We start from the raw sequence: 14,908 nt of genomic DNA, 5'->3' as shown, positions 1-14,908 counted from the left end.
GTCCACCCCCCCGGGCATTCAACCCCCCCCCACCGGGTGGGGACGGGCCGGAGCGGGTGGGGTGCCGGACGTAAAGCGAAGCAGTCCGGCACCCCACCCGCGGAGGACCGTCACCGCACCCCAACAGCCCCGCGCAGCGGACCCGCCCCGCGCAGCGGACCCGCCCGCCGCCAGGCACAGGCACAGGCCCAGGCACAACGACGGTAAAGCCAAAATCGTGAGCCAAAGGCAAACCGCAGCGACTAGCCGTGACGGAAGACCGCCACCGTACGGCCCGGAACGGTGAACGTGCCCGACGCCCGGTCGTACGACGTCGTGGCGGTGGCCCGGTCCGAGCCGTGGGCCTGGACGGGGTGCAGGGCGTAGCGCTCGCCGGCGAGGGCGGGGACGGTCTGGTTCTGGCGGTGCGGGGTGGCGTTGAGGACGACGACGAGGTTGCCGAGGCGCATGGTGATCACGCCGGGGGTCTCGTCCTTTCCGGAGAGCGGGAAGGACAGCGCCGACTGGACCCGGGCGGTGGTCGGCAGGCCGAAGGCCGGTTCCGTGGCGTGGATGCGCAGCAGGTCGCGGTAGGCGGCGGAGGCCTGGCGGATCGCGGTGCAGCCGGGGCGGAGCGCGGGGTCGGCGAGGAGGGGCCGGGCGTGGGGCCACTTGTCCTTGTTGTCGGCGGCCGGGGGCAGTCCGCGGCCGAAGCCGTTGCCGTCGGCGCAGTTCCAGTGCAGGGCGTTGAACCAGTCGCCGCTGTCGAAGGAGTTGCGGTCCAGGGACTTGGAGCGCAGGAGGTCGGAGCCGGCCTGGGAGAGCGCCGGGCCCTGCGAGAGGGCGGCGGTGGCGAGGGCGAGGACCTGCATACGGGAGCGGTCGGCGGCGCCGGTGCGCTGCGGGAGTTTGTAGGCGAGGGCGTCGTAGAGGGTTTCGTTGTCGTGGGCGTCGGCGTAGGCGAGCGCGTCGCCGGGGGCGGTGGCGTAGCCGGCCGGGGTGCCGTTGTAGTCGATCTGTGAGCCCTTGACGCGGTGGCCGGTGGTGTCGGTGAAGGTGTAGTCGGCGAGGTTGCCGGTGAGGCCGACCTTGATGAGGTCCTGGTAGTGGAGAAGCCGGGCGCGCTGCTCGGTGGGACTCCCGTTCTCCTTGGCGGAGTTGGGGTCGGTGTAGAGGCCCGAGGCGAAGCCCTGGACTCGGGGGTCTGCGTCGAAGGGGCTGCCGCCGCGTACCGCGTCGCGGGCCCGGTCGCTGAAGGTCGCGATGCCGGTCCCGGCCATGTTCCGCTGGGTGGCCTGGACGAAGCGGGCGTCGTTCGCGGCCTCGCCGAAGTTCCAGCCCTCGCCGTAGAGAATGATCTTCTTGCCGTCGACGCCGTCCTTCTCGGGGGTCAGCGCGTCGAGGGCCTTCCTGACGGCCAGGATGTTGGCCTTGGGGTGGTGGCCCATGAGGTCGAAGCGGAAGCCGTCGACCTTGTACTCCTTGGCCCAGGTGACGACGGAGTCGACGACGAGCTTGCCCATCATGGTGTGTTCGGGGGCGGTGCCCGAGCAGCAGGTGGAGGTGGCGACGCCGCCGTCGTCCATGAGCCGCTGGTAGTAGCCGGGGACGATGCGGTCCAGTACGGAGTGCGGGTCCTGGCCGCTCGCTGCGGTGTGGTTGTAGACGACGTCCATGACGGTGCGCAGCCCGGCGCCGTTGAGGCCCTGGACCATGCGGCGGAACTCGACGGTGCGGGCGGTGCCGTCGGGGTCGGAGGCGTAGGACCCCTCCGGGACGGTGTAGTGGAGGGGGTCGTAGCCCCAGTTGTAGGCGTCGCGGCCGGCCGTCTTGCCGACGCAGTCCTGCTGGCGGTCGGAGTCGGGGGCGTACGAGGCCAGATCACAGCCGGGACGGGCCTGGTCGGCGGGCCGCTCGGGCGTGGTGGCGAAGTCGAAGGCCGGCAGGAGGTGGACGTAGGAGGTGCCCGACCGGGCGAGGGAGGCCAGGTGCCGCATGCCGTCCGAGCGGCGGTCGGTGAAGGCGAGGTACTGACCGGGGTGGCGGGAGGTGCGGTCCTCGACGGAGAAGTCGCGGATCTGCAGTTCCTGGATGCGGGCGCGGCGCAGCGGCACCGCGGCGGGCTTCGTCAGCCGTGACCAGCCGGGCGGGGCGAGCTGTGGGTCGTCGAGGTCGGTGACCAGACTGCGGGCCGAGTCGGTGGTCAGCGCGGTGGAGTAGGGGTCGGTGACCTTGTTGGTGACGGTCTTGCCGACGGTGGGCGCCCAGACCGTGACGAGGTAGCGGTACGGCTTTCCGGCCCAGTCGCTGGTGCCGGTGGCGCGCCAGATGCCGGTGCTGTCCTCGCGCCGCATCGGGACGGTACGGCCGTCGAGTTCGAGGGCGACGGTGCGGGCGGTGGGCGCCCAGACGGAGAGGGTGGGGCGGCCGTGGTGGAAGACCGGGCCGAGCGCGGCGTGCCGGGCGCGGGCGCCGTAGAGGTCGTCCAGCACGCCGGGTATCTGGACGCCGGTCGTGGCACGCCCCCCGTCGGCCGTGCGCTGGGTGGCGAGGAGCCTGCCGCGCAGCGCGGTACGGGCGAGGTGGCGGTCGCGGGGGTCGACGGTGAAGGCCGGGTAGCCCGTCAGATGCGGATAGGCGAGCCGTTCGGACGGGCTGAGGGTGCCGGGCGTGAGCCGTATCCGCTTGCCGTGCGCCCCGAACTCCAACTGGGAGGCGGTGTGTTCCGCGCCCTTCCAGACGACGGTGTCGCGGTCGATCCACTGGGCCCGGGCCTGCTCCGGGCCGGCCGCCCGCGCAGGGGGCGGCGGGGACGAGGCGAGCAGGGCCGCCGCGCCGAGGGCGACGGCGAGGGCGGCGGCCAGGCCCCGGCGGGGGCGGCGCGCGGCGGGGAACCGGCGTGTGGTGGAGGACATGGGTCATGGTTCTATCCGCGCCGATTCCTTGCTGCAAGACCTTACGCAAGACATTGCAAGGGTGTTACGTTCCCGCAGTAGCCGGTCCGGCCGACCGGAGGCCCGCCCCGCGGGCCCACGCGCCCGGTCGGCCGGACCGGCGCCACGCACTGCCCCCAGCGGGTGCAGCGCACGCCCTCATGAGGAGCCGGACTGCGCGGCAGCACCCACAGATTCCACGAACTTGATCATCTTCAGGTGGTAGGTGCTTTTGCTCGGGTCAGGAAAGCGAATGCTGTGCCGGTAGTAGCGGTGGAACGCGATGATGCACGCCGCGTGCTCGATTTCCAGGGGCAATGCGGCTGCATCTGCCTCCGACAGGGGCGCAAGAGCCTGATATCCCGTCACCAGAGCATTCAGCCGTTCGGGCACCAGGACGTCATCCTCCGCTGCCAGTCCGACCGCCGCCATGCCGAGATCCAGCAGAGGATCGTCCAGCGAGACCGTTTCCCAGTCCAGTACGGACAGCGTCCCATCGTCACGCACGATCACGTTGTCGGCGAAAAGGTCCCCGTGTGCGACCTTCCGAGTACGTTCACTGTCGGCCTCGGCGCTGTGCACCCGTTTCAGGTGAGCCGTGAGCCACGCCGCGAACTCCCGGTCGGCGAACTGCGGAATGACGTCCAGCTGCTCAGCCGAGAGGCGGCGCGTCCCGACGGGAAGGTCACCGAGCCCTTCCGACTCCGGCGCCAGGGAGTGCAGTTGCGCAAGAATGCGCCCTGCCTCGGGCAGCAACGGAATCGGAAGCGGCTGGCGTACCTCCCCCGCAATCCACTTCTTGAGCATGACCGGACCGCCGTCGTCGAGGGTAGTGATCAGTGCTCCGTCAAGGGCAGGAACAACCTCGGTTGTCGGCACCCCCAGCCGATACACGGCCTGCGTGTACGTCGCGAGGTTCTGGGCGCTGACGAGGTCGTGGTTGTCGAGGATGGTCAGCGTGAAGTCCCCGGATGGACTGGACACGTGGAAGCTGGAGTTCGCTGCGCCGCCCTTGAGGGGTTCCAGTTGCGGGTCCTGTAGTCCGTAGCGCTCAGACACAGCGGGCAGGTCGATCTGGTCCAGCTTGGTGTACGTGGCCACCCGGCTCAGTCTCCTCTGTGTGCGGCGGCCTCTCGGCGCCGGTCATCGACAATCGCGGCCCAGCGTGCCCGCACTCGGCTTCGCTCGTCCACCCACTCGGCGCGCGGCAGATCTGCGGGCGGTTCTTCGCCCGCCATCAGATACGACAGTTCGGCCAGGTAGGCGAACTCCTCGCCCCGTACACACTCGTGCAGCCTTTCCCGCGCCTCGTCCTGCAGGGCCGACTCCCCCAGGACCGTGGCATGGAGACAAACCGCGAAGCGCACGTACGCGACGGACGACGTGAGTCCCGCCTCACGCGCCTCCTCGACGACTGCCTCAGCGTGGGCCGGCAGGTCCGTGCTGACACCTGCATCTCGCACGAGTGATGCGATCTTCGTTTGAAGCTCCGCCCACCGGATCGACACCGCGCCCAAGGCGTCCTGCGCCCGCGTGATCTCCTCCCCGGCGCGGGGGCGATCCCGGAACGCGGCGGCGAAAGCCAGGCATGCCTGTGACAGCGCGGCCTCGCCCTGCTGGCCGAGCCGCAGCGCCTCGTCCCGGTTGACCGCGTACGAGGAACAGGCGAGCGCCATATTCCCCTGGGTCCACCAAAGGTCGCCGAGGGCCCGGTCCCTGCGGCCCTCCGCCCCAAGGGCCTCGGCTGCGGCATGCACCTGCGGGAACTGCCCCACGCGGCGCGCGAGGTGCACCAGGCCGCGGGCCGCAGTGGGGGCTAACCGTCCCCCGGCGTCGACGACCTGCCGCATTCCCTCCAGCGAGGGTGCGAAGTTCCCGAGATCGCGGTCGCACTCCGCCAGGAAGTAGCGTGGCAGCTCCAAAAGGGGCTCGGGCAACCGCCCGGATGCCAGCACCTCGCGCAATTGCTCAGCGGTTTCGCTCCGGTGACACCGCTGCCGCCGAGCGATCGCGGACAATGCGATGGCCAGGGCCTCCGCCGCACTTCCGATCCGGGCGTTGTGGCTCGCTTGCACGGCCGGGGCCGGCAGTTCAATGGGCTCCCACACGAAGTCGTCGACGTAGCGGAACGCCGCGTCCTGCAGCCATCCGAGCTCCAGCCCGTAGTCGCGAGCGAGCGTCAGTCCCTGCCTCAGGGCGGCGACCAGACGCCTTCGGTCTCCGTCCGCCTCACGTTCCAAGGCATCGACCGTGCGTTGAGCAGCCCGCCGCCAGTCCGCCGGGCTCCACCGGTCCTCGCTCGTCGAATCCGCCTCCCGCATGGCATCGCGTACGAGATTGTGCAGCCGGTAGGGCCAAGGAGCGCCGGGATCCAGATCCACGAAGGGGCGCTCCACCAATTCCAACGCGGGGGCGTCGTGATCGAGACCGGCGCCGGCCGCGGCCAACTCGACGGAGAACGAGTCGAGCAGGCTCACCGCTCTCAGGACCTGCCGCACGCTCGGTGTGAGATCCCGGAAGGTCCGTGCCACGAGTGCCGGGAAGTCCAGATTGAACTCGCTCGCCACCGGGGCGCGCCCGTTCTTGCGGTACATGTCCAAGAACCGCATCACCGCAAGGTCCAGGTACAGCGGCAGCCCGTGCGAATTGGCCGTGATCAGGTGTCGCGCACTGTCATCCATCAGCGGTCGGCTGGAGACGGTCAGCCGCTCGCAGAGGTACCTCTCGCAGTCCTCCGCGGAGAGGTACCCGACAGTGTGCTGGCGCGGTTCCTCCACCGCACCACCGACGAGCAGCGGCCAGAAGTCCGCTCCCGCCCAGTCCAGTTGCCCCTCCAGTTCGGCGTCGTCCCACTGCAGACGGTTTCGGCCGGTGATGATGAAGAGGGCATTCGGCATCAGCCATGCCACCCGCTGGATCAGCCGCTCAAGATCGCGGTGCACCCGGTCCCCGACGTCCTCGAAGGTGTCCAGCAGGACGACGAGCGTGGCCCGGCGCTTCGCCGAGACCCGGCTGAGATCCCAGGCGAGCAGATGGGAGTAGTAGCTGAGTGCTTCGACGTCCGGTTCAGCTTCCAGCAGGTCGGCCAAACGGCGGCACTCGGCGAGCGAACGGACCTGATGACGCCGGTCCCGCAACGCACGGACAAGCGACCGAAGCCCCCTTCCGACGAGCACGCCCGCGGTCCCGGGCAAGGACGCCGCCTGCGCGACGTCCGACAGCACCGACTGCATCTGCCCGGACAGCGACCGCGATCCCGGGAACCGGCTGAACCACGTGCGGCGCCGCAGATACTCCTCAAGCGGCTCTCCGGGATGGTTGCGCTCCCAGTAACGCTGGAACGCGAGGTCGAAGGCCGGCATCGGCTCCCCCAGCTCGACGACCGCGAGCCGCAGGGCAAGCATCAAGGACTCGAAGTCACTGCCGGAATCACGCGACAAGTCGATGCGTACCGGGACCACCCGCCCCACCCGGGGGTCCAGCGGAGGCCAGTCGGCGCCGCGCGCTTCGCCGTCCACCAGGTGCTCGGCGACGCCACGCGACAGCGTGGACTTGCCGATACCGCCGACCCCGTAAAAAGCGAGCACATTGCGCCGCGGGGTCTCCAGATCCTCGACGTCGAAGCCGGCCTCGTGCACCCGTCGGGTATGGCGTACGAGGCTCTCCACCACCGTGGCCCACTCGTCACGTCGGTCGGCGAAGTAGTCAACGGCTTTCAGCTCACGATCATTCGACCGGAATAACGCGCGAAGATCCGACCTGGACACCTGGGCAACCTCCGACTGGCTGACTGGAAACAGCCAGCCCAGCAGTCGCTTGACGGTCCGTCAAGCGCCGGTCACTCTTCGGACGGAGGCAGGCCGGTCCCAGGGTCCATACAGAGCCGGGAGACGCTACAGGTCCAGTTCGGCGCGGACCGCCTTGCCCACCGGGACCCGGTCGACGACCTCCCAGCGGTCGGCGAGCGCGGCGACCAGCGGGAGACCGCGCCCGGTTTCGCAGTCCGGGGGCGGGAGCGTGAGCGCGTCGGGGGACGGCGGGCGTTTCTCCGTGCGGGTGTCGGCGACTTCGATGCGCAGGGTGGCGGGGCGTGCGGCGGCGGCGCCGGGGTGGGCGCAGGACAGGGTCGCGAGGCGCAGCTCGAAGTCCCGGCCGGGGACCCGGCCGTGGGTCACGGCATTCGCGGCGAGTTCGGCGACGACCGCGGCGGTCGTATCGGACAGCTCACTGCCGTAGGGGAAGCCCCACTGATCGAGCCGGTGCACGGCCAGGCGACGGGCGAGACGGGCGCCGAGGCGGGTCGCGCTGAAACGCATGGTGAACACACGTACGGTAACCGGGGTTTGGGTAGCCCGGAAGGCTGACTGGACTGGCATGCGCCCTACGGTGACGCCCCCAGGGCAGCCATGGCCAGGGTTTCCGCCCCTACGGAGCTCGTACGCAGCGTCAGCGTACGAGTGCAAAGGGTAGACACCGGCGATAACGGACCGTAACCATGGGTGCGTTGTGCGTGGGGCACGACAGACGCATGGGAGGTGGCCGGTATGGCCGGCAAAAGGGGCACCAGCGAGCCCGAAACCACCGACAGCCTCAGGGCCTTCGGGGCCGTGGTCAAGGCGTTCCGGAAGCGGGCGAAACTGACGCAGGAAGGGCTGGCGCGGCGGGTGGGATTCTCCGTCGGGACCATTGCCTCGATCGAGCAGGGGCGCAGGCTCCCGCCACCGGAGTTCATCGAGCGGGCCGAGCGGGTGCTGGACGCCTTCGGGGTACTGCGGGCGATGGCGACGCAGCTGGCCCGGCAGCCGGGATTAGCCGCGTGGTTCCGGCAGTGGGCCCGGCTGGAGGAGCAGGCGATCAGCCTGTACACGTACGAATGCCGGTTGATGCCGGGCCTGTTGCAGACCGAGGCGTACGCGCGCGAGCTGTTCGAACACCGCATTCCGCTGCTGACCGACGAGGAGACCGAGACGAAGGTGACCGCCCGCCTGGACCGGCAGAAGCTGCTGCGGGACCGGCCGAACACGGCGTTCAGCTTCATCATCGATGAGCATGTCTTCCTGCGCCGGACCGGCGGGGCGGACGTGACCCGGGAGCTTCTTGACCAGGTGCTGGAGACCACCGGACACCTTCGGAATGTCGAGCTGCAAGTCATGCCGCTGGCGAGGGGTGTTCATGCGGGGATGGATGGACCGCTGCAGCTTCTGGAGACGCCGAGCAACCGGTGGTACGCCTATTGCGAGGGGCAGCGAAGTGGCCAACTCATCCCTGACCCAAAGAGCATCAGCACACTGCACATGCGCTATGCGAAACTGCGTTCGCAGGCCCTCACTCCGGAGGACTCCCGGAGCCTGCTGACGCAGATGCGAGGAGCGCTATGAGCAGCACCGAACTGGCCTGGTTCAAGAGCAGCTACAGCGGCAGCGACGGTGACAGCTGCGTGGAGGTCGCCCTCTCCTGGTACAAGTCCAGCTACAGCAGCGGCGATGGCGACGACTGCGTCGAGATCGCCGCCTGCCCCACCACCGTCCACATCCGCGACTCCAAGGACAAGGGCGGTCCGCAGCTCGCCGTACCGGCCGGTGCCTGGGCGGCCTTCGTGACGTACGCCGCCGTGCAGGAGGCCTGAAGGTTCAGGCGGGCGGCCACGACGCACCCGACGTTCGCCGCGGCGGGCCGCCCCCTCCGCGGCCTACCGGCCCGCGCCCTCCGCGAGGGTGTGGGCGACCAGGGCGTTGGCGTGGCCGTGGCCCAGGCCGTGTTCGGCTTTGAGCCAGGCCACCAGCTCCATGTGCTTGGTCAGCGGTGAGGCGGTGATCAGGCTCTTCCACTCGGCTATCGGACGGCCGTACTTCTTCTCGATCGACGGGAAGTAACTCGCGGGGCCCTGCACGGTGTTGGTCATGGGTGCAGCATGACACCCCCCACTGACAATCCGGCGGGCCCGCGTCCGCCCCGGGCCCGCGTCCGTCCCCGGGCCCGCGTCCGCCCCCGGGGCCCGCGATCAGCCCCGCACCGCCCCCGTAGACCCCCGCACCACCAGTTCCGGCTGGAAGACGAACTCGGTGCGGCGGGGCGGTTCCCGGCGGCCCGCCGCCCGTTCGTGGATCTCCTCGATCAGGGCGCCGACCGCCGCCGTTGCCATGGCCTGTACCGGCTGGCGGACGGTGGTCAGCGGCGGGTCGGTGAAGGCGATGAGCTGGGAGTCGTCGAAGCCGACGACGGAGAGGTCCGCCGGGACGGCCAGGCCGCGCCGGCGGGCCGCGCGGACGGCGCCGAGCGCCATCAGGTCGCTGCCGCAGACGATGCCGGTGCAGCCGTCGTCGAGCAGCGTGGCGGCGGCCGCGTGTCCGCCTTCCACGCTGAACAGGGTGTGCCGGACGCGCCGTTCGGCCTGCCCCCTCGACAGGCCGAACGACTCGCCCAGCGCCGCCGCGAAGCCCTCGGCCTTGCGGCGGGAGGGCACGTAGCGGGCCGGGCCGACGGCCAGCCCGATCCGCTCGTGTCCCAGCTCGGCCAGGTGGCGCACCGCCATCCGGGCCGCCGCGCCGTCGTCCGGTGAGACGAACGGCGCGTCGATGTGCTCGTTGTAGCCGTTGATGAGCACGTACGGGACGCCCCGGGCCGCCAGGCGGGCGTAGCGGGACGGGTCGGCGCCGGTGTCCGCGTGGAGGCCGGAGAGGAAGACGATGCCGGTGACGCCGCGCTCCTCCAGCTGCTCGACGAGTTCGTCCTCGGTGGCTCCGCCGGGCATCTGGGTGCAGAGGACCGGGGTGTAGCCGTGGCCCGCCAGTGACTGCTCGATGATCTGGGCGAAGGCCGGGAAGATCGGGTTGGTCAGTTCGGGGATGACCAGGCCGACGAGTCCGGCGCTGCGCCGCCGCAGCCGGACCGGGCGCTCGTAGCCGAGCACGTCGAGCGCGGCGAGCACCCGCCGCCGGGTGCCCGCCGCGACGCCCGCCTTGCCGTTCATGACCCGGCTGACGGTCGCCTCGCTGACCTGCGCCTGGGCGGCGATATCGGACAGCCGGGGGGTGGTCGGGGCGCCGGCGGGATCGGACAGGGTCATTCCTCCCACCAGACGGCGGTGTCGGCGGGCAGCTCGAAGGCCCCCTCGGGCGTGTGCGGTGCGGCGCCGCCCTCGGGCGTGTGCAGTACGGCGCCCCCCTCAGGCGTGTCCAGTGGGCGGGAGGACAGCAGCAGTCGGCCCGGGGCGGGCAGACGGGCCGGAGCCCCGGTGGTGTTGACGGTGCAGACCAGGCCACCGGGGCGGCGGAAGGCGAGGACGCCGTCGGGGGCGTCCAGCCACTCGACCGCGTCGCCCGCGCCGAGGCCGGGGTGGGCGCGGCGCAGGGTCAGGGCGGTGCGGTAGAGCTCCAGGGTGGAGGCGGGGGCGCCGGTCTGGGCCGCGACGGTGAGCGGTGCCCAGTCGGCGGGCTGGGGCAGCCAGCTGCCGCCGTCGCCGAAGCCGTAGGGGGCCGCGTCGCCGCTCCACGGGAGCGGGACCCGGCAGCCGTCGCGCAGGCCCTCCTGTCCGGTGTCCCGGAAGAAGGAGGGGTCCTGGCGGACCTCGTCGGGCAGGTCGGTGACCTCGGGCAGGCCCAGTTCCTCGCCCTGGTAGAGGTAGGCGGAGCCGGGCAGGGCCAGCATCAGCAGGGTGGCGGCGCGGGCGCGGGCGAGGCTGCCGCCGAGGCGGGTGGTGTGGCGGACGACGTCGTGGTTGGACAGCACCCAGGTCGTGGGGGCCGCCACCGGGCGCATGGCGTCGAGGGAGGAGTCGATCGCCTCGCGGAGGGCGGCCGCGTCCCATTCCGCGTTCAGGTAATGGAAGTTGAAGGCCTGGTGGAGCTCGTCGGGGCGGAGATAGAGGGCGGTGCGGTCGGCGGTGGGGGTCCAGGCCTCGGCGACCGCGATCCGTTCGCCGGAGTACTCGTCGAGGACGGTGCGCCAGGAGCGGTAGATGTCGTGGACGCCGTCCTGGTCGAAGAACGGCAGGACCTGGTTGCCCAGCAGCTTCAGCTGCTCGCCGTGGCCCATGTCGGGCAGGCCGGGGGCCTTGACCAGGCCGTGGGCCACGTCGACCCGGAAGCCGTCCACGCCCAGGTCCAGCCAGAAGCGGAGGATGGAGCGGAACTCGTCCTGGACGGCGGGGTGGTCCCAGTTGAAGTCCGGCTGTTCGGGGGCGAAGAGGTGGAGGTACCACTCGCCGTCGGGGACCCGGGTCCAGGCCGGGCCGCCGAACAGGGACTCCCAGTCGTTGGGCGGCTCCTCGCCGTTCTCACCGCGTCCCTTGCGGAAGTGGAAGCGCTCGCGCAGTACCGAGCCGGGGCCCTCCGCCAGTCCGCGGCGGAACCATTCGTGCTGGTCGGAGCAGTGATTAGGGACGAGGTCGACGATGATGCGCAGACCCAGGGCGTGGGCGTCGGCGATGACGGCCTCGGCGTCGGCCAGGGTGCCGAACATCGGGTCGATGGTGCGGTAGTCGGCGACGTCGTAACCGGCGTCGGCCTGCGGGGAGGCGTAGAAGGGGCTGAGCCAGACGGCGTCCACGCCCAGGTCGCGCAGGTACGGCAGCCGGCTGCGGATGCCCGGCAGGTCCCCCATGCCGTCGCCGTTGCCGTCGGCGAAGCTGCGCGGATAGACCTGGTAGATCACCGCGTGGCGCCACCAGTCGGTGGCAGGAGTGGTGGTGTGCTGTGAAGTCATGTCAACCCTTGGTGGTGCCGGCGGTCAGTCCGGCGACGAGGTGGCGCTGGGCGAAGGCGAAGACGAGGGCGGCCGGCACGGCGATGATCACGGCGGCGGCGGTCATCGAACCCCAGTCGTTGGTGTACTGGTTGACGAAGGTCTGCAGGCCGCCGGCGAGCGTCAGGTTCTCCTCGCCGGTCATGAAGGCGGAGGCGTAGGCGACCTCGGCCCAGGCGGTGACGAAGGTGTAGAAGCCGGTGACGGCCAGGCCCGGTCTGGCGAGCGGCAGGACCAGGCGCCAGAAGGTGCCGAAGGGGTTGAGGCCGTCGACCCGTCCGGACTCGTCGATCTCCACCGGGATGGTGTCGAAGAAGCCCTTCATCATCCAGGCGCAGAAGGGGACGGCGATGGTCAGGTAGGTGATGACCAGGCCGGCCGGCTGGTTGAGCAGGCCCAGGCTCGCCAGCAGGTTGTACAGCGGCACGATCAGCACCGCGACCGGGAACATCTGGGTGATCAGCAGCAGCCACATCAGCGGGCGCATCCCGGGGAAGCGGAAGCGGCTGACGGCGTAGCCGGTGGTGGCGGCGATGAAGACGCCCAGGACGGTGGTGAGCCCGACGATGATCACGGAGTTCTTGAACCAGGTCAGGAACTCGGTGCCGGCCAGGACGTGGGTGTAGTTGGCGAGGGTGAAGTGGGTGACGATGCTGGTGGAGAAGGCGTCGTTGGTGGGTTTGAAGGACGTCACCAGCAGCCAGAGCGGCGGGAAGACGGCCACGGCCGCGGCGATGATCAGCGTCGTGTGCAGGGCGATCGAGGCCGGGCGGGACCGCCGGCCCCGCTTGCGGGGCGTGGGCCGGTGCGGGGCGGGGGTCCGGGTCGCGGGGGCCCGGTTGTTCCGTGTGCGGGTCAGGGTCATGGTCACCACACTTCTCCCTGCTTGCGCAGCGCCCGGCGGTAGACCACCGCGACGACCGAGAGCAGGACCAGGATCAGGACACCCCAGGCCGCGGACTCGGAGAAGTTGCGGGGGCTGTCGAGGAAGGAGAGCCGGTAGGCGTAGGTCACCAGGATCTCGGTGGCGTCGCCGGGGCCGCCCCGGGTCAGCAGGAAGATCACCGGGAACATGTTGAAGGTCCAGATGGTGGAGAGCAGGATCACCGTGCTGCTGACGGCGCGCAGGCCGGGGACGGTGATGTTGCGGAACCGCTGCCAGGGGCCCGCGCCGTCCATCTCGGCGGCCTCGTAGAGCTCGCCGGGGATGGACTGCAGTCCGCCGAGCAGCGCGACGAGCATGAAGGGCACGCCCAGCCAGACGTTGACGGTGATGACCGAGAGCTTGGCCCAGGTCGGGTCGTTGAGCCAGGGGACCGCGTCGATACCGCCGCCGGCCAGCAGCTTGTTGAGGATGCCGTTCTTCTCGTTGTAGAGCATCCGCCAGGTGAAGACCGAGATGAAGGCGGGGATGGCCCACGGCAGGATCAGCGCGAGCCGGTAGAAGGTGCGGCCGCGCAGCGTGCGGTTGAGCATGTTCGCCAGGGCGAGGCCGGTCAGGAACGTCAGCGAGACGCAGCCGACGGTCCACAGGACGGTCCAGCCGAGGCGGTCCCAGAAGACGCCGTCACTCAGCACGGCCTTGTAGTTGTCCAGGCCGGTGAACTTGTAGGTGGCGGGGAGGTGGTTGACGCCGATGTTCCGCTCGACGTTGGCCTCGTTGGCGTCGGTGAGCGAGAGGAAGACGCCGCGCACCAGCGGATAGCCGATGATCACCCCGATGACGAGTACCACCGGGGCGACCATCGTCCATGCGTACCAGTGGGTGCCCAGCGCCCGGCGCACCCGTACAGCGAAGGTCACTTGTAGTCCTTGAGCAGCTTCCGGTAGGCGTCGCCGGCCGCCTTGGCGGCCTGCTCGGGCGAGGAGGCGCCGGTGAGCACCTTGTTCATCTGCACCTTGATGGGCTCGAAGAGGGAGTTGCCCTCGGCGATCCAGGGGCGCTGGACGGCTCCGTCGACGGCGGGCTTGAAGAACTGGACCATCTCGTTGTTCTTGACGGCCGGCACCTCGTACACGGACTTGCGGGTGGGCAGCAGGCTCAGCTTCTCGTTGGTCTGCTGCTGGACCTTGGCCGAGCTCATGTACTTGACGAAGGCGTAGGAGGCCTGGAGGTTCTTGCTGCCGGCGTAGACGGAGAGGTTCCAGCCGCCCTGCGGGGAGCCCTGGGCGGTACTGCCGGCGGGCACGGGGGCGACGCCGAGGTTGTCCTTGTTCGCCGGGGACTTGAAGGCCTTGCCGGCGCGGGCGCCCTCGATGTCCCAGGGGCCGTCGACGGCCATCGCGACCGTGCCGTCCTTGAGGGCCTTGAGCTGGTTCTCCTGGCCGTCGGTGGCGTCGGTGACGGCGGCCTTGGAGTCGACCAGGCTCTTGATCGTCTTGAACGCCTTGACGCCGGCACCGTCGTCGATCTCCACCACCTTGTCGCGGGCGTTCACCAGGTCGCCGCCCTCGCCGTAGAGGTAGGGCAGGAACCAGTAGGGGTCGTCGCCGCGCAGGTAGAGGGCGGTGGCGCCGGTCTTCGCCTTGATCTTCTTGGCGGCGGTGGCCAGTTCGGCGAAGGTCTTGGGCACCTCGACGCCGGCGTCCTTGAGGAGCTTCTTGTTGTAGAAGAGGCCCAGGGTGTCGATGACCTGGGGTGCGGCGTAGGTCTTGCCCTTGAACTTCGTGGAGCCGACGGCCTGCGGGAGGTAGTCGTCGGTCCTGTCGAGGGCGGGGGTGCCGTCGAGGGGCGCGAGGTAGCCGAGGTTGGCGAAGTCGGCGACCCAGGCGACCTCGGTGCGCATCACGTCGGGGGCGCCGGAGTTGCCGCCGGCCGCGTTCTTGAACTTGGCGTTGGCGTCGCCGAACGGCACGTTCACATACTTGACGTGGACCTTCGGGTGCTCCTTCTGGAAACCTTCGGCAAGCTTGCGGTACGTCGCCTTCTCGGCGTCGTTGGAGGTGTCCCAGAAGGTAACGGTTCCGGACAGTTCGCCCCCGCTGTTGCCGCCGCTGCCGCCGTCACCTCCGCCGCACGCCGTTGCCGCCAGTGCCAGGCCCGCTACCAGCGCGGTGGCCGTTGCGCCCCGTATGCCACGCCGCATGTGAACTCCTTAGGGAAATGCCTCAGATGGCGGTCAGGAACGTAACAGCGCGGAAAACAAACCGAAAGACCTTGCGGCAATTTTCTGCAAGACTGCGGGAACGAAGTGCAACGAGATGGCCGGAAGGGGACCCTCCAGGCGCTCCCGGCACCGTCACCCCGCGCCCGC

General features: G+C 70.2%; 12 protein-coding genes. 2 read left to right on the top strand and 10 right to left on the bottom strand.

Translation table 11 applies throughout. From position 1 onward, the window contains the following. Positions 1-242: 242 nt before the first annotated feature. The 4 genes from pulA to ABZ851_RS07935 all read right to left on the bottom strand — a co-directional run bounded on the left by pulA (position 243) and on the right by ABZ851_RS07935 (position 7,228). On the bottom strand, positions 243-2,894 hold the full coding sequence (gene pulA / locus ABZ851_RS07950; protein ID WP_361123679.1) for a pullulanase-type alpha-1,6-glucosidase: 2,652 nt from the start codon (positions 2,892-2,894) through the stop codon (positions 243-245). Positions 2,895-3,071: 177 nt separating this feature from the next. Beyond that, positions 3,072-4,013, bottom strand: coding sequence for a phosphotransferase (locus tag ABZ851_RS07945; protein WP_361123676.1), 942 nt, complete (start codon positions 4,011-4,013; stop codon positions 3,072-3,074). Between the two features lie 5 nt (positions 4,014-4,018). Continuing rightward, entirely contained in the window at positions 4,019-6,679 is a 2,661-nt protein-coding gene (locus ABZ851_RS07940) for an ATP/GTP-binding protein (protein ID WP_361123673.1), read from the bottom strand. 126 nt (positions 6,680-6,805) lie between these two features. Further along, positions 6,806-7,228, bottom strand: coding sequence for an ATP-binding protein (locus ABZ851_RS07935; protein WP_361123670.1), 423 nt, complete (start codon positions 7,226-7,228; stop codon positions 6,806-6,808). Positions 7,229-7,456: 228 nt separating this feature from the next. On the opposite strand from ABZ851_RS07935, the gene ABZ851_RS07930 reads away from it, so the two are divergent. Continuing rightward, on the top strand, positions 7,457-8,290 hold the full coding sequence (locus ABZ851_RS07930) for a helix-turn-helix transcriptional regulator (RefSeq protein ID WP_361123817.1): 834 nt from the start codon (positions 7,457-7,459) through the stop codon (positions 8,288-8,290). Then, a complete protein-coding gene (locus ABZ851_RS07925) occupies positions 8,287-8,538 on the top strand; it encodes a DUF397 domain-containing protein (RefSeq protein ID WP_361123667.1) in 252 nt (83 codons plus the stop codon). Before ABZ851_RS07930 ends, ABZ851_RS07925 begins: the two co-directional genes overlap by 4 nt. A gap of 63 nt (positions 8,539-8,601) precedes the next feature. Here ABZ851_RS07925 and ABZ851_RS07920 read toward each other — a convergent pair whose 3' ends face one another. The 6 genes from ABZ851_RS07920 to ABZ851_RS07895 all read right to left on the bottom strand — a co-directional run bounded on the left by ABZ851_RS07920 (position 8,602) and on the right by ABZ851_RS07895 (position 14,740). Continuing rightward, entirely contained in the window at positions 8,602-8,814 is a 213-nt protein-coding gene (locus tag ABZ851_RS07920) for a DUF4287 domain-containing protein (protein ID WP_361123664.1), read from the bottom strand. Positions 8,815-8,913: 99 nt separating this feature from the next. Continuing rightward, positions 8,914-9,978 (bottom strand): LacI family DNA-binding transcriptional regulator, encoded by a 1,065-nt coding sequence (locus ABZ851_RS07915; protein ID WP_361123661.1) that lies wholly within the window; start codon positions 9,976-9,978, stop codon positions 8,914-8,916. Next, entirely contained in the window at positions 9,975-11,615 is a 1,641-nt protein-coding gene (locus tag ABZ851_RS07910; protein ID WP_361123658.1) for a glycoside hydrolase family 13 protein, read from the bottom strand. Before ABZ851_RS07910 ends, ABZ851_RS07915 begins: the two co-directional genes overlap by 4 nt. A gap of 1 nt (position 11,616) precedes the next feature. Beyond that, positions 11,617-12,519: a carbohydrate ABC transporter permease gene (locus tag ABZ851_RS07905; RefSeq protein ID WP_361123814.1), complete on the bottom strand. Its 903-nt coding sequence runs from the start codon at positions 12,517-12,519 to the stop codon at positions 11,617-11,619. Positions 12,520-12,521: 2 nt separating this feature from the next. Continuing rightward, positions 12,522-13,457 (bottom strand): sugar ABC transporter permease, encoded by a 936-nt coding sequence (locus ABZ851_RS07900; RefSeq protein WP_361123655.1) that lies wholly within the window; start codon positions 13,455-13,457, stop codon positions 12,522-12,524. Beyond that, positions 13,454-14,740 carry an extracellular solute-binding protein gene (locus tag ABZ851_RS07895; RefSeq protein ID WP_361123652.1) on the bottom strand — a complete coding sequence of 429 codons (1,287 nt, stop codon included), beginning with the start codon at positions 14,738-14,740 and terminating at the stop codon, positions 13,454-13,456. The genes ABZ851_RS07900 and ABZ851_RS07895 overlap by 4 nt, the downstream gene beginning before the upstream one ends. Between the last annotated feature and the right edge of the window lie 168 nt (positions 14,741-14,908).

Origin of the sequence: Streptomyces sp. NPDC047049 (assembly GCF_040643995.1) — a bacterium.
Taxonomy (GTDB): Bacteria; Actinomycetota; Actinomycetes; order Streptomycetales; family Streptomycetaceae; genus Streptomyces; species Streptomyces mooreae.
This window is presented reverse-complemented; position numbering and strand designations above follow the sequence as displayed.

Coding starts and splice junctions, on each gene's coding strand:
- pulA (WP_361123679.1), bottom strand. CDS start 2,894: ATGTCCTCCACCACACGCCGGTTCCCCGCCGCGCGCCGCCCCCGCCGG.
- ABZ851_RS07935 (WP_361123670.1), bottom strand. CDS start 7,228: ATGCGTTTCAGCGCGACCCGCCTCGGCGCCCGTCTCGCCCGTCGCCTG.
- ABZ851_RS07930 (WP_361123817.1), top strand. CDS start 7,457: ATGGCCGGCAAAAGGGGCACCAGCGAGCCCGAAACCACCGACAGCCTC.
- ABZ851_RS07925 (WP_361123667.1), top strand. CDS start 8,287: ATGAGCAGCACCGAACTGGCCTGGTTCAAGAGCAGCTACAGCGGCAGC.
- ABZ851_RS07920 (WP_361123664.1), bottom strand. CDS start 8,814: ATGACCAACACCGTGCAGGGCCCCGCGAGTTACTTCCCGTCGATCGAG.
- ABZ851_RS07915 (WP_361123661.1), bottom strand. CDS start 9,978: ATGACCCTGTCCGATCCCGCCGGCGCCCCGACCACCCCCCGGCTGTCC.
- ABZ851_RS07910 (WP_361123658.1), bottom strand. CDS start 11,615: ATGACTTCACAGCACACCACCACTCCTGCCACCGACTGGTGGCGCCAC.
- ABZ851_RS07905 (WP_361123814.1), bottom strand. CDS start 12,519: ATGACCCTGACCCGCACACGGAACAACCGGGCCCCCGCGACCCGGACC.
- ABZ851_RS07895 (WP_361123652.1), bottom strand. CDS start 14,740: ATGCGGCGTGGCATACGGGGCGCAACGGCCACCGCGCTGGTAGCGGGC.